13 protein-coding genes are annotated in these 13,098 nt (G+C 54.6%); 10 read left to right on the plus strand and 3 right to left on the minus strand.

All coding sequences use genetic code 11. From position 1 onward, the window contains the following. Positions 1-112 precede the first annotated feature (112 nt). The 10 genes from RJ53_RS05440 to RJ53_RS05485 all read left to right on the plus strand — a co-directional run bounded on the left by RJ53_RS05440 (position 113) and on the right by RJ53_RS05485 (position 11,525). Positions 113-736, plus strand: coding sequence for an SdpI family protein (locus RJ53_RS05440; RefSeq protein WP_211530602.1), 624 nt, complete (start codon positions 113-115; stop codon positions 734-736). Then, a complete protein-coding gene (locus tag RJ53_RS05445) occupies positions 729-1,973 on the plus strand; it encodes a RecQ family ATP-dependent DNA helicase (protein ID WP_211530603.1) in 1,245 nt (414 codons plus the stop codon). Before RJ53_RS05440 ends, RJ53_RS05445 begins: the two co-directional genes overlap by 8 nt. 108 nt (positions 1,974-2,081) lie before the next feature. Further along, positions 2,082-3,440 carry a TrpB-like pyridoxal phosphate-dependent enzyme gene (locus tag RJ53_RS05450; RefSeq protein ID WP_211530604.1) on the plus strand — a complete coding sequence of 453 codons (1,359 nt, stop codon included), beginning with the start codon at positions 2,082-2,084 and terminating at the stop codon, positions 3,438-3,440. Further along, a complete protein-coding gene (locus RJ53_RS05455) occupies positions 3,440-4,570 on the plus strand; it encodes an ATP-NAD kinase family protein (protein ID WP_211530605.1) in 1,131 nt (376 codons plus the stop codon). The genes RJ53_RS05450 and RJ53_RS05455 overlap by 1 nt, the downstream gene beginning before the upstream one ends. 58 nt (positions 4,571-4,628) lie before the next feature. After that, a complete protein-coding gene (locus tag RJ53_RS05460; protein WP_211530606.1) occupies positions 4,629-6,161 on the plus strand; it encodes a class I adenylate-forming enzyme family protein in 1,533 nt (510 codons plus the stop codon). After that, positions 6,158-6,682, plus strand: a complete 525-nt coding sequence (locus RJ53_RS05465) for a hypothetical protein (protein WP_211530607.1) — start codon at positions 6,158-6,160, stop codon at positions 6,680-6,682. The genes RJ53_RS05460 and RJ53_RS05465 overlap by 4 nt, the downstream gene beginning before the upstream one ends. Before the next feature lie 3 nt (positions 6,683-6,685). After that, positions 6,686-8,086 carry an ABC transporter ATP-binding protein gene (locus tag RJ53_RS05470; RefSeq protein ID WP_211530608.1) on the plus strand — a complete coding sequence of 467 codons (1,401 nt, stop codon included), beginning with the start codon at positions 6,686-6,688 and terminating at the stop codon, positions 8,084-8,086. Positions 8,087-8,088: 2 nt separating this feature from the next. Further along, positions 8,089-8,871, plus strand: coding sequence for an energy-coupling factor transporter transmembrane component T family protein (locus RJ53_RS05475; protein WP_211530609.1), 783 nt, complete (start codon positions 8,089-8,091; stop codon positions 8,869-8,871). A 6-nt stretch (positions 8,872-8,877) separates the two neighbouring features. Beyond that, positions 8,878-9,459, plus strand: coding sequence for an RAD55 family ATPase (locus RJ53_RS05480; protein ID WP_211530610.1), 582 nt, complete (start codon positions 8,878-8,880; stop codon positions 9,457-9,459). Positions 9,460-9,857: 398 nt separating this feature from the next. Beyond that, positions 9,858-11,525 carry a PKD domain-containing protein gene (locus tag RJ53_RS05485; RefSeq protein WP_211530611.1) on the plus strand — a complete coding sequence of 556 codons (1,668 nt, stop codon included), beginning with the start codon at positions 9,858-9,860 and terminating at the stop codon, positions 11,523-11,525. 126 nt (positions 11,526-11,651) lie between these two features. Here RJ53_RS05485 and RJ53_RS05490 read toward each other — a convergent pair whose 3' ends face one another. The 3 genes from RJ53_RS05490 to RJ53_RS05500 form a co-directional block, all read right to left on the minus strand. Next, positions 11,652-11,939, minus strand: coding sequence for a type II toxin-antitoxin system RelE family toxin (locus RJ53_RS05490; protein ID WP_246496005.1), 288 nt, complete (start codon positions 11,937-11,939; stop codon positions 11,652-11,654). Continuing rightward, a complete protein-coding gene (locus tag RJ53_RS05495; protein WP_211530612.1) occupies positions 11,936-12,136 on the minus strand; it encodes a hypothetical protein in 201 nt (66 codons plus the stop codon). The genes RJ53_RS05490 and RJ53_RS05495 overlap by 4 nt, the downstream gene beginning before the upstream one ends. 66 nt (positions 12,137-12,202) lie before the next feature. Then, entirely contained in the window at positions 12,203-13,087 is an 885-nt protein-coding gene (locus tag RJ53_RS05500) for a methionine synthase (RefSeq protein WP_246496006.1), read from the minus strand. Between the last annotated feature and the right edge of the window lie 11 nt (positions 13,088-13,098).

The raw sequence follows: 13,098 nt of genomic DNA on the forward strand, positions 1-13,098 counted from the left end.
TATAAATCAGTTGAGTGCGATAGATCCCCTGTCCCTTGGATACGCCGGGACAGTATCTCTTTTGAAGGGAAGCGATCAATATGAATGCATCACAATGGAAACCCATCGGTTCGTGTTATATGCAGTCATAGCACTCTCACTTCTCACTGCAGCCCTCATCCATCCCGTTGCCCCGGAGATTATCCCGACACACTGGAACCTCTCGGGCGAGCCTGATGCATGGTCTGATACAGCATACGGACTCGCAATCATCCCGGCAATTATCATTGCATCCGCTCTCCTCTTCGGAATGTTGATCCGGCACTTCGGCTCCGGGGATATGAGGACGCAGAGAGCAGCCGGGTGGTTCATCGTCTTACTGCTCGGTCTCCTGTATGCAATCCAGATCAATCAGGCGTTCACCGTACTCGGCCATCCGGTTGATCCTCTTCTCTTCTTCCCGGTCATCTTCGCTCTCTTCTATCTCGGCATCTCGTTCCTCCTCCCCCGTCTCTCCAGCCAGAATCCTGTCATCGGAATACGAACACCCTGGACGATGAAGAATGCAATCGTCTGGGAGAGGACGCATCAGGCAGGTGCACGGACCTTCCGGATCGCTGCGGGGCTGACACTCCTTGGTGCCTTCTTCCCTGATTACCTCTTTCTCTTCATCATCGGTTCAGCTCTCGGAGCCACGATATGGCTTGTCATCGTCAGCTACCGTGAATATCGACGACTGGAGACGATCCATGGGTGATGAGACGACAACCCAGAAGACCCTCGAAGCTTTCTTTGGTCTCACCTCGTTTCGGCCGAATCAGGAGGCGATCATCTCTGATATCCTGGCTGGCCGCGATGTTCTTGCGATCATGGCGACCGGTGGCGGCAAATCCCTCTGTTACCAGTTGCCTGCTGTGAAGCTCGGTGGTCTCTCAGTCGTCGTCTCTCCATTGATCGCCCTGATGAAGGATCAGGTTGACAGCCTCCTGGACCAGGGGATCGAGGCAGCCCTTCTCACCTCCGGCCAGACCTATGACCAGAGGAAGGCGGTTGAGGCGGATATTAAAGATGGAAAAATCCGGATTCTCTATGTATCTCCCGAACGGATGGCGCTTCCGGCATTTCAACAGCTTCTCAGAGAGGCCGGACCGAGGCTCTTTGCCATCGACGAGGCGCATTGCATCTCCCACTGGGGTCATCAGTTCCGGAAGGACTACCGCTCCCTCTCGCTGATCCGGGATATCTTCCCGGAGGTTCCGATCATCGCCCTCACCGCGACCGCGACAGAGGAGGTCCGGGATGATATTGTGAGAGAACTGAGGCTCCGATCACCATCCCGGTACATCGGGAGCTTTGATCGGGAGAATATCAGGTATACTGTCAGGGAGGTGCCAACGGAGAAGGAACGGTTCCGCCGTCTCGTCCAGTTCATCTCAAATAACCATCCCGGCTCCGGGATTGTTTACTGCCGCTCCCGGAAAGCTGTTGAAGAGACCGCGGAAAATCTCAGGGAACGCGGTATTCCTGCCCTCCCCTATCATGCCGGACTCTCTGCAAACGAGCGGACCCGTGTACAGAATGCCTTCCTGAGAGGGGAGATCCGGGTCGTCTCTGCAACCATCGCCTTTGGGATGGGGATCGACAAACCCGATGTCAGGTTCGTCGCCCACTACCATCCGCCAAAGGATATCGAATCCTTCTATCAGGAGAGCGGGAGGGCAGGCAGAGACGGAAAGCCCTCCGAATCCCTTCTTTTATACTCAAGGAGTGACTTTAAAATCGCAGAGAAGCTCATCAAACAGGAAAATTCGGAAACTGTGGATCATCCGGCCCGGCTCGCCAAACTCTCCCAGATGGCCGTCTGGTGCTCCGGAGATACCTGCCGGAGGCGCACGCTCCTCGCTCTGTTTGGTGAAAAATATCCCGCGACTCTCTGCGGATATTGCGACTGCTGTGATGCCCTGAAACGGCAGAAGAGAGCAGGGAAGCGATAATATCATTTTTTAGATCTCTTTGCCGGATTGTAGGATACATTTATCATTTAGATGTACATATATATTCATCATACCACAAATTTGTATTTGAATGGAGGTTTTTGTAAGATGCAGACCAAAATATACCTTGATGAGGAGAGCATTCCCAGAACCTGGTATAATATCCAGGCCGATCTCCCTACCCCGCTTGATCCGCCGCTCCATCCGGCGACCGGCAGGCCGGTTATCCCTGATGATCTCGCCCCGATCTTTCCAAAGGAACTCATCCTTCAGGAGATGAGTCAGCAGCGGGATATTCCGGTCCCTGACGAAGTCCGGGAGATCCTCAAACTCTGGAGGCCTGCCCCGCTCTATCGTGCACACCGGCTTGAGAAGTATCTCAAGACCCCGGCAAAGATCTACTACAAGTACGAAGGAGTCAGTCCGGCAGGGAGCCATAAGCCAAATACCGCCATTCCCCAGGCATACTACAATATGAAGGAGGGGATTGAGCGGATCGCCACAGAGACCGGGGCCGGACAGTGGGGGTCAGCCCTTGCCTTTGCAACGAATATCTTTGATCTGGAGTGTACCATCTACATGGTCAGATCCAGCTATGCCCATAAACCATACCGAAAATCGATGATGCATGTCTGGGGTGCAGAATGTATCCCGAGCCCGAGCACCAAAACCGCAGCAGGAAGGGCGGTCCTTGAAAAAGATCCGGAGACGACCGGGAGCCTGGGCATTGCCATCTCTGAAGCGGTTGAGGATGCCGCGATCAATGCAAACACCCATTACGCCCTTGGATCGGTCCTAAACCACGTCTGCCTCCATCAGACGGTGATCGGCCTTGAGGCACGGGAGCAGCTTGCGACGGTTGATTCCTACCCGGACGTCGTCATCGGCAGTGTCGGCGGGGGATCGAACTTCGCAGGGATTGCGTTTCCATTTGCTGGAGATATCCTCACCGGGAAGGCGGAAGGGACGGAGATCATCGGTGTCGAGCCTGCCGCCTGCCCGACGATGACGAAGGGACTCTATGAGTATGACTATGGCGATGTTGCCGGGCTGACACCAATGCTGAAGATGTACACCCTCGGCCACGAGTTCGTCCCGCCATCACTTCACTCAGGTGGACTGCGGTACCATGGAGACTCCCCGATCGTCTCCCGCCTCGTCCATGACGGTATCATCACCCCGGTGTCGTACTTCCAGAATGAGGTCTTCGCCGCCGCAGAGGTCTTTGCCCGGACTGAGGGGATCATCGTCGCACCCGAAGCTGCCCATGCGGTCAAAGGGGCGATTGATGTCGCCCTAGAATGCAGGAAGACCGGTGAGGAGAAGACGATCCTCTTCTGCAACTCCGGCCATGGCCACTTTGACATGACGGCATATGATGCCTACCATGCAGGCGAGATCATCGATTATGAATGTCCGGACGACCTGATCAGGGAATCCCTCTCCCATCTCCCGAAGGTTCGGTGATGCAGAGGATCGGGCTTGTCATCAATCCCATTGCCGGCCTTGGGGGGACTGTCGGTCTGAAGGGAACAGACGGCCTCTCTGAAGAGGCATTGAAGCGGGGAGCAGAGCCCCGCTCCCTCCTTCGTGCGGAAGAGACCCTCTCCCTTCTTCAAAATGAACCGATCGAATTTCTGACCGCATCCGGTTCGATGGGTGAGGATGCCCTCCGCAATGCCGGAATCTCCCGGTATACGGTCCTCTATGAATGCAATGCCTCGACGACTGCGGAGGATACTGTGGCGGCATGCAGGAGATACGCAGAGGCGGGAGCAGCCCTGATCCTCTTTGTCGGTGGTGACGGAACCGCCAGGGACGTCCTTGCCGCGATCGGCACCCGTATTCCTATCCTTGGCATCCCGGCAGGGGTCAAGATGTACTCGGCGGTCTTTGCAACAGATCCGCAGGCGGCCGCCCCTCTCATCCGGGATATCGGTTCGCTCCCGCTCCAGGATGCAGAGGTCCTTGATGTCGATGAGGTGGCATACCGCTCCGGCCGGCTCAGCACCCGTCTCTATGGCATTGCGAGGATTCCTTACAGGAGCGGCTTTCTCCAGCATGCGAAGGAGACGTACGCAACTCATGGAGATGAAGAGCGGCAGAGGAGAGAGATAGCCCGCTTTATGGCAGCCGTCCTCTCCTCAGGCCGTCCGTTCATCCTTGGTGCAGGATCGACGACAGAGGCGATAGCAGATGAGATGGTGCTCCCAAAGACCCTCCTTGGTATTGATGCGTATGCTGGAGGCACCCGCTTTGCAGGCGATCTTGATGCACGTTCCCTCCTTGCATTCCTGGAGAGACACCCGGATGCACGCCTTATCATCAGCCCGATCGGATCCCAGGGATTCATCATCGGCCGTGGGACACAGGTGATCACCCCGGCTGCAATCTCCCGGATAGGTGTGGAGAATATTATCGTCGTGGCAACACCGGAAAAACTCAGAGGAACGCCTCTTCTCCATATTGATACCGGTGATCGTCTCTGTGATGCAGCATTTCCTGAAACGATCCGCGTCATCTGCGGATATGGCATCGCAGAACGAAGACGACTCGCCAGTTCCTGCTCTTCTCCTCCCGGTGATCGGTCAATTTAAATGACTATTGTACAAATATATACATCAGAGAACAGATATTCTTTCCATGGAGCCGGAGATGCCAAACATCACTACATTTCTTGATATCGGTGCCGCAAGGTCAGACGATCCAGCTCTGATTCTTCCAACAACGGGTGAATCCTATACGATGCGGGATCTCCTTGATGCAACCTGCAATCTTGGATCGATCCTCCTTTCCCATGGAGTCTCAACGGGGGAGAGGATCACCATCTGCCTGGAGAGTTCTGCAGGCTATCTCGTCTCATACTTTGCCGCATGGCGGATCGGTGCCGTTGCTGTCCCGGCAAACCGGGTGTCGACGAGGGAGGAACTTGCCTATGCCGTATCGGACTCAGGGAGCCGGGTGATCATCACCGACCCCGAAGGTTCAGAGATGGCATCTTCCATCCCGGGCGTCACTGTCATCGTCGCAGGGGGGGAGGCTTTGGAAGGAACTGTCCCATGGAGACTCCTCCCCGATGAAAGGGTCTGGATTGAGCCTGCCAACTGTCTGGGTTCAGACCTCTGCCATATTCAGTATACCTCCGGAACCACCGGACGGCCGAAGGGTGCGATGCTCACCCAGGGGGGATGGATGGCAGCACTCGATGCCGAGGCTGAGGTCCTCACCCTCCGCCCGGATGATATCTATCTTGGTATCTACCCGATGGGCCATGTCGGCATCTCCTGGGGGATAGCCGCCCTGAAGGCCGGTGCCAGCTTCGTTGTGATGGAGCGTTTTGATCTGGAGACATATCTCCGACTGGCTGAAGAGTACCGGGTGACCATCCTTGCAGGGATGCCCCCTGTGATTCATTCACTCCTCACCTCCCCACCAGGAACGGAAAGAAGGCTTGCATCGGTCCGGGAGATCATCTCCGGGGGCGGCCCGCTTCACCCTGATATCTGGAAACCCTTTCATGAGCGGTTTGGCATTCCGATCATCAACGCCTACGGCCTCTCGGAGACGATCGTCGTCGGGACAGGGACTGCTATCCGTGCAGATGATTATCCGCTCGCTGACCGGTTCCTCTCTGTCGGCCATCCTGCCGGATACTCCGAAGTGCGGATCGTTGATACAGAGGATCCATCACAGGTCCTCCCCGCAGGTACGGAGGGTGAGATCGCCCTTCGCGGTCCTTCTGTCGCTCTCGGCTATTATGGGATGCCCGAGGAGACGGCGGCGGTCTTCCTTCCGTCGGGATGGTTCCTGACCGGTGATATCGGATACCTGGATGAGAACGGGATGCTCTCGATCACCGACCGGAAGAAGGATATGATCATCATGTCCGGCTGGAAGATCTACCCCACAGAGGTTGAAAACGTCCTCCTCAGCCACCCCGATATCGCAGACGCCGCAATATTCGGCGTTCCTGATCCACGGCGGGGGGAGATCCCGGTCGCGGCGGTCGTTCCGAAGCGTTCCATCCGGATCGAAGAGATCATCGCCTACTGCCGTCGGTATCTCGCAGGATACAAGGTTCCGCGTGAGGTGCAGATCGTCGATCACCTGCCGCGGGTCAATGGCTGGAAGCTGATGAGAAAGAGTCTCAGGGAAACGTATTCAAAGAATTTAAGGCAAATACCATGAAATCCAGAGATATAGCAATCGTCGGCATCCTGCTTGCGGCAGGGGCCATCGTCCGGTTTATGTCACTTGTCATCCCGGGCCCGATCGTCGCAAACCTTGTCATCGCGTTCTATTCACTTGCTATCCTCCTTGTTGTTCCGAAGGTGAATGAAGCCCTTGGAATCGGGGTGATCGCCGGCCTGATATCCGCATTGATCAGCCATTCAATCTTCCCGCCGGCAAATCTTATCTCAGAGCCCGTCGGAGCCGTCGTCTGTATCCTCGTCTTCATGATAGTGAAGGATCGGATCAAAATCGGGGCTCCGGGTATCTCAGCGACTGTTGCAACGCTTGCATCTGGATTTACCTTCGTGGGGGTTGTTGTTCTCCTCCTCCTGGCAGCACCCGGAATGCTTGCAAAGGCAGTAACGCTGACCGGCTTTGTCATGGCAATCGTTCCGATTGTTGTCCTCACCGCTTTCGTCAACGGAATCATCGTCCAGATGCTCTATCCGTCAGCCTCAAGAATCCTGGAGAGATGATCGATGCCTATTGATATTCAGAATCTCAGTTACACATACCTGAGAGGGGACAGGCCGGTTCTAAACGATATCTCCGTCTCTCTCCCCGCAGGATCAATGCTGGTCATCACCGGCCCTTCAGGATCCGGGAAGACCACCCTCTGCCGGGCGATGGCAGGAATCCTCTCCCATCTCTACTCGGGCAGGCTCGAGGGTTCAATCTCCGTCAAAGGAAAGGATATTATGGCGTATGACGGCGTCGAAGAGCTTTATTATGAGGTCTCGATGGTCTTTGATGACGCCGATGCCCAGCTGATCTTCACAACCGTCGGCGAGGAGATCTCGACCAGTCTCCGGAATCGGGGTTTCTCCCGGAGTACGACGGAAGAGGAGCTGGTTCGGATCCTCGGTCTTCTTGAGATCGAGGACCTGGTTGATCGCCCCCCTTATACGCTCTCGGGTGGCCAGAAACAGAAGGCGGCACTTGCCGCAACGCTGGCACTCGGAACCGATATCCTGATCCTCGATGAGGCGACATCAGAACTTGATGAAGCCGCCAGAGGGGTCGTCTTCTCCCTCCTCCGCCAGCTTGCTGATGAAGGGAAGACGATCATCCTTGTCGAGCATATGATCGATGAAGCCGCGTTATATGCCGATGCCTGTATCCTCCTTGAGGATGGGCGGATCACCGCTTCGGGATCAGCCGAAGAGGTCTCACGCCGGATACAGGAATCACTTCATCCGGTCAGGAGACGTACAACAACTGCGAATGGGGACCGCCTCATCGAGATGCAGGATCTCGTCCACTGTTATGGGGATCTCCGGGCCGTTGATGGCGTGAATCTGACACTCAGGCGTGGTGAGATCATCGCGATCATCGGGGAGAACGGCTCCGGCAAGACGACTCTTGTGAAGCATATGAATGGCCTTCTCCGCCCGACTGAAGGATCGCTACTCATCTCCGGGACCCGGTGCCATGACCAGTCGGTCTCTCTCCTCTCCCGGCATACCGGCCTCGTCTTTCAGAACCCGGATACCATGCTCTTTGAGGATACTGTCCGGAAGGAGGTCGCCTTCGGTTTGAAGAATATCGGGAGAGATACCGGATGTATCGAGGCGGTCCTTGCGGAGGTCGGCCTTGGAGGCAGAGAGGAGGTTAATCCACGCCATCTCAGCAGAGGTGAACGGCAGCGTCTTGCCCTCGCATGTGTCATCGCGATGGGACAGGATGTCTTCGTCCTGGATGAACCGACAACCGGACTTGATCCGGTGGAATCGCTTCAGATTATGGAGATACTGATGCGGCTTGCCGATGAAGGCCATGGTATCGTGATGATCACGCATAATCCCGGACTTGCGACAACCTACGCGGATCGGGTCATCAGGATGAACAACGGCCGGATCGTATCGATCGAGGAGGCCTGACGATGCAGGAGATTATGCAGTATATCCCGGGTGATGGCATCTTCCATCGGATCCATCCCCTGACAAAGCTTGTATTTACCGTGATCCTTGTCGGGCTCGCCGTCCTGACCGGAGATCTTCTCATCCTCTCCGGTCTCCTCATTGCGGTCTATCTTGCTGCATTGGTGGGAGGACTTTCCCGTGGTCTGACAGAGCAGATCCCGCTCCTCGTGATCCTCGGTGGGATGCTCGTTCTCTTCACCGTCCTGACGATGCAGGGGGGCGAGGTGATCCTGACGCTCATCCCGGCTGCCGTTCCATTGATCGGTGGTGCGCTTCCGGTGACGAGCGGGGCACTCCTTTTTGGAACCATCCTTGCCCTCCGGTTTTCTGTGATGCTCTTTGCATTCCAGCTTCTGGTCATCTCGACCAGGCCGGGCGAGCTGGTCATGACGCTCCGCCAGCTCCGGATGCCGATCGATTACACACTGATGTTCCTCATCGCGCTCCGCTTCATTCCAACGCTTCAGAGGGAGGGAATCCGGATAAGCGAGGCACAGCTTGCACGCGGGTACTCCCCCGGAGACGGATTCATCGGGAAGGTCAGGGGACTCCGGCCTGTTATTCTCCCCCTCATCTTTAACTCTCTCGGAAAGGCTGATACCCTTGGAATGACGATCGATATGCGTGGATACAGACGCGGGAAGGCTGAACCGGATCCGATCTCGTTTGGCCGTCTTGACGGGATTGTTATCACTGCGGTATCGCTCCTCGCCATTATGGTGGTTGCCGTACCCCTGATGTAGGATACGATGATGGATGAATCTCTGATGAGAACAAGCGGTGTGCCGGGCCTTGATCCGGTCCTCGGTGGCGGGTACCGGACTGGTGCCCGGATCATCGTCTATGGATCTCCCCTCTCCGGGATTGAGATACTTGCAGCCCGGTTTGCAGAGGCGACAGGAGGTGTCTACCTGAGCCTTGATGAGGAGCCCGTCGGGCAGGCATTCGCCGCAGCAGGCCTCTCGGTCGAGGATATTGCTCATGATATCAGGGGGCCGTCCGCAGTCCTCGACTCACTCTCGTCGGTGATTCTTGACAGGGGTATCTCCCAGGCGATCCGTCTCCTCACCATCGCTACCGATTCGTTCCGATCAGAAGGGGGGTGCCTCCTCTGTACGCTGTACGAAGGCCTGCATACCCCCTATGAAGAGATCCTGATCTTCCGGCAGGCGGATATTGTCATCTATCTCAGGACAGAGGTTCATCAGTCCCAGGTGGAACGACGGCTCCAGGTGATGAAGTACCGGGGGATGCGAATCCCTGATCGGACCGTCCCCTTCATCCTCACCGGGGATGGCATCGAGCTCTCGACGACATCAAGGGTGGTGTGAGGAGAAGGGCATTTGGGGGCTCCTGCTCATATCTGGGTCGGATATACAATCCACCTGGTTGATACATCCCCATTGACTTCGCTGGATATCCTGCAGCGTTGCCGGAATGCCTGACCCGATTATGCACTATCTCGCCGGAATATTAAAAATTCTACTGATATAAATCCTTATCTCTGGTTATTTGTATATTTTTTTATTCATTAATTATAATATTTTTAGATATATTTATTGCTGGAAAAACCAAGCAACGTCTGCCGTCGATACTTCACATACCAGATCATACCGCAGAGATGTCATGGAACAGATAAGGGCCATCCTCCCCCTTATCACGATACAAATGCTATAGCGGGAGACCACTACAGCTCCTCGGAGGGATCGGCGAATCGGACGTGAAGGTTATGAAACATCGTATTTTCTCCTTAATGGCACTGCTCATCCTCATGGTTCTTTTTGTGCCACCTGCTGTTGCTGATGAACCACATCAGAATGACGACATCCTCCTCTTATCTGATAACTCCCTGACTCTGGATGGACAGATAAGTGGTTCACGGGTTATTCAGGTTGAATCTCCCCACCCATATCCGAATAACTATGACTACACCTGGACAATAACACAGCCTGGTGCCGACCAGATGCGTATACATTTCGATACACTCGGGCTGTATGATTCTGTTGATAGGGTAAGGCTCTATGATGGCGGCAACCAGTTACTTACCACGTATTATGGCTCCCGAGCGAATGAAGATTTATGGTCGGAATGGTATACCACTGATACAATAAAGGTACGACTAGAAACCGGTGGTAGTGGTACTGCTTATGGCTTTTTAATCGATTTTATTGAGACCGGTAACGGGCTTATCTCTCCGATATTTTCGATAGGTGATAGTGTATATGTGCAAAACTCCGATTCTGGGTTAAATGTCCGTGATTCCCCGGGCCATGGGACAATAATCCTTGGAGAGGTGCATAATGGCGATAGAGGTACGATACTTGAAGGGCCAATTCGGGCCCCCATTGGGGGTGTTGTGCATACATGGTGGAAGGTTGCATGGGATGGTGGATTGAATGGCTGGTCAACTGAGAGATATCCTCGCGGTGATTTCTATCTCAAAGTTATCACTTCATCTCCATCGAATCCGCCTGTGGCTGCATTCACCGGAACCCCGGTTACCGGACAGGTCCCGCTTGCTGTGAGCTTCACCGATCAGTCGACAGGCACTCCGACAGAATGGCAGTGGAACTTCGGTGATGGAAACACTTCCACAAATCAACATCCGATGCACACCTACACGTCAGCTGGAACGTACACCGTCAGTCTTACCGTAACGAATGCCGATGGTACCGCCACCGAGACGAAGACAGATTATATCATCGTTGATTCCTTGGTACTTCCAGGCGCGAACTTCAGCGCCACTCCTACCTTTGGAAGAGTCCCTCTTGCTGTGAGCTTCACCGATCAGTCGACAGGCACTCCGACAGAATGGCAGTGGAACTTCGGTGATGGAAACACTTCCACAAATCAACATCCGATGCACACCTACACGTCAGCTGGAACGTACACCGTCAGTCTCACCGTAACGAATGTCGATGGTACCGACACCGAGACGAAAAAAGATTACATCACTGTTGATCCACTGGTACTTCTAATAGCGAACTTCATTGCAAACACCACGAACGGATATGCCCCGCTTGCGGTTCAGTTCAACGATACCTCCACCGGGACACCCGGCTCCTGGCTATGGGACTTCGGTGACGGAGGAACCAGCACGGATCAGGATCCGCTCCATACCTACACCCGAATCGGGACAAACAATGTGACACTCACCATATCCAACGAGCATGGAGAAACCACCGAACACAAACAGGACTACATCTCCGTCCACCTTCGTGCAGACTTCAACCGAAATGGCAGAATCGATATCGGGGATGTGGCAAAAGTTGCGTATATGGCAGTTGGCCTGATCGCAGATGATCCCGAGGCCCGGCTCATGGGTGGTGCCCAGGTCACAGGAGCCGATGCGGCAAAGATCGCCTATTTCTATGTAGGGGCGATCCCAGCATTGTGATCTCTTATCAGTGTCTTGTGGAGCAGAAACGAGATGATATAAGATGAGGGTGTCGAAACACCTTCATTGAATATTTTCAGGTTCTCCGGCTGGGTTGCGGCCTCATCATCAAGGACGGCGAAGCCTCTAATAACCGTATCTTTTATGAGCCTGTTCGATCGGCAGGATCTCATGGATAATTACGAGTTTTTCTTCTTTATCGATCTCGTAAAAAACAGTATACCTGCGGGAGATGTGAAGCCGGTATATGACAACGCCGCCCCGTAGAATCAGCTTTTCTTTATCTCCATGGTTTCCTGGAAAAGGATCTTCTTCCAGCCGCATTAAAGCAGTTTTTATGATTCTACGGGTTTTTTCCGGGAGATGATTGATCTCATCAGCCAACTCATGCCAGAGAATAAGGGAAAATGTCAATCCTTAATCTCCGATAATGAAACATAGCTATCTTTCCGACGACTGCTCCAGGTACTGACATCTTCCTCAAGCCTGCGTCTCTTTCGGTCCTCGATCATCTCTGACAGGAGATCTGTATAGGTCTGACCTGCCGCTCTCATTTCAGCAAGCTCCTTCCAGACATGTTCTGTTACCGGGATCCGTTTTACTGCTGACATGAACGCAATGTAAGTATTGTAAGTATGAATACTTTTGGTTTGTTCTTGATCTTCAGCCCCCGCATTCTATTTATACTCCCTTCTCACCAGCCTGACCGCCTCGCACATCCGGGAGAGCTTTGCAGCCGCCCCCTCCGGGGTATGCATCCGCAGGCCGCAGTCCGGGTCGATCAGGATCGTCTCAGGTGAGAATACATCGATACATCGTTCTATCCGCTCTTTGATCAGCCCAACCGGTTCAACGTCATGGTCTGAAGATGCCACACACCCGCACCCGATCATCTTCCCACGGAGATCCTTTTCATTGAATATCCCAAGGTTCTCCGGCTGGGTTGCGGCCTCGATATCAAGGACTGCGATCGGCAGGCGGAGGAGGTCATCGATGATTCCGGCGAGCGGCCCGCAGACATGCACGCAGACAGGAATCTCCACTGCGCCTGCGATGATCCCGATCGCCTCCGTCCCGGTTGCTATATCGGCGGCTCCCGTCGAGAGGATCGGCTCATCGATCTGGATCATACAGACCCCTTCCCGTGCAAGCGCCTGCGCCTCGGCGGCGAGGGCAGCGGCGATATCAAGGACAACTTCGTCTCTGTTCCTGTACTCAGGCGTTTTGATCCTGAGTGCATGGGCAATGGAGGAGGGACCGGTGAGGATGCCTTTGACCAACTTTGCCTGTGAGAGTGCATATCTGGTATCCCCGACCGTGATCCCGGATGCCGCAGGGAGAATACGGGAGATGATGGTATCATCCCGGATCCCTGGCAGCTTCCCGGCGAATGCCTGGATCATCCCTTCACGGACCTGTCCGTCCGAGATGATATCGATGCCCGCACGGATCTGCTCGGCAACAGCAAACCGGACCGCATGCCGATAGGGATCGATGATCGCGCCAAGTCCGGTCCCCTTCACTGCAGGGAAGCTCCCGACGACCGTCGTCGGGAGGATCATACCGGGATCGA

Origin of the sequence: Methanocalculus chunghsingensis (assembly GCF_018132105.1) — an archaeon.
Taxonomy (GTDB): Archaea; Halobacteriota; Methanomicrobia; order Methanomicrobiales; family Methanocorpusculaceae; genus Methanocalculus; species Methanocalculus chunghsingensis.

Bases quoted from the DNA above. Each gene is read 5' to 3' on its own strand.
- RJ53_RS05495 (WP_211530612.1), bottom strand. From the start codon at position 12,136: ATGTCAGCAGTAAAACGGATCCCGGTAACAGAACATGTCTGGAAGGAG.
- RJ53_RS05470 (WP_211530608.1), top strand. From the start codon at position 6,686: ATGCCTATTGATATTCAGAATCTCAGTTACACATACCTGAGAGGGGAC.
- RJ53_RS05465 (WP_211530607.1), top strand. From the start codon at position 6,158: ATGAAATCCAGAGATATAGCAATCGTCGGCATCCTGCTTGCGGCAGGG.
- RJ53_RS05455 (WP_211530605.1), top strand. From the start codon at position 3,440: ATGCAGAGGATCGGGCTTGTCATCAATCCCATTGCCGGCCTTGGGGGG.
- RJ53_RS05450 (WP_211530604.1), top strand. From the start codon at position 2,082: ATGCAGACCAAAATATACCTTGATGAGGAGAGCATTCCCAGAACCTGG.
- RJ53_RS05500 (WP_246496006.1), bottom strand. From the start codon at position 13,087: ATGATCCTCCCGACGACGGTCGTCGGGAGCTTCCCTGCAGTGAAGGGG.
- RJ53_RS05480 (WP_211530610.1), top strand. From the start codon at position 8,878: ATGATGGATGAATCTCTGATGAGAACAAGCGGTGTGCCGGGCCTTGAT.
- RJ53_RS05460 (WP_211530606.1), top strand. From the start codon at position 4,629: ATGCCAAACATCACTACATTTCTTGATATCGGTGCCGCAAGGTCAGAC.
- RJ53_RS05475 (WP_211530609.1), top strand. From the start codon at position 8,089: ATGCAGGAGATTATGCAGTATATCCCGGGTGATGGCATCTTCCATCGG.
- RJ53_RS05485 (WP_211530611.1), top strand. From the start codon at position 9,858: ATGAAACATCGTATTTTCTCCTTAATGGCACTGCTCATCCTCATGGTT.
- RJ53_RS05445 (WP_211530603.1), top strand. From the start codon at position 729: ATGGGTGATGAGACGACAACCCAGAAGACCCTCGAAGCTTTCTTTGGT.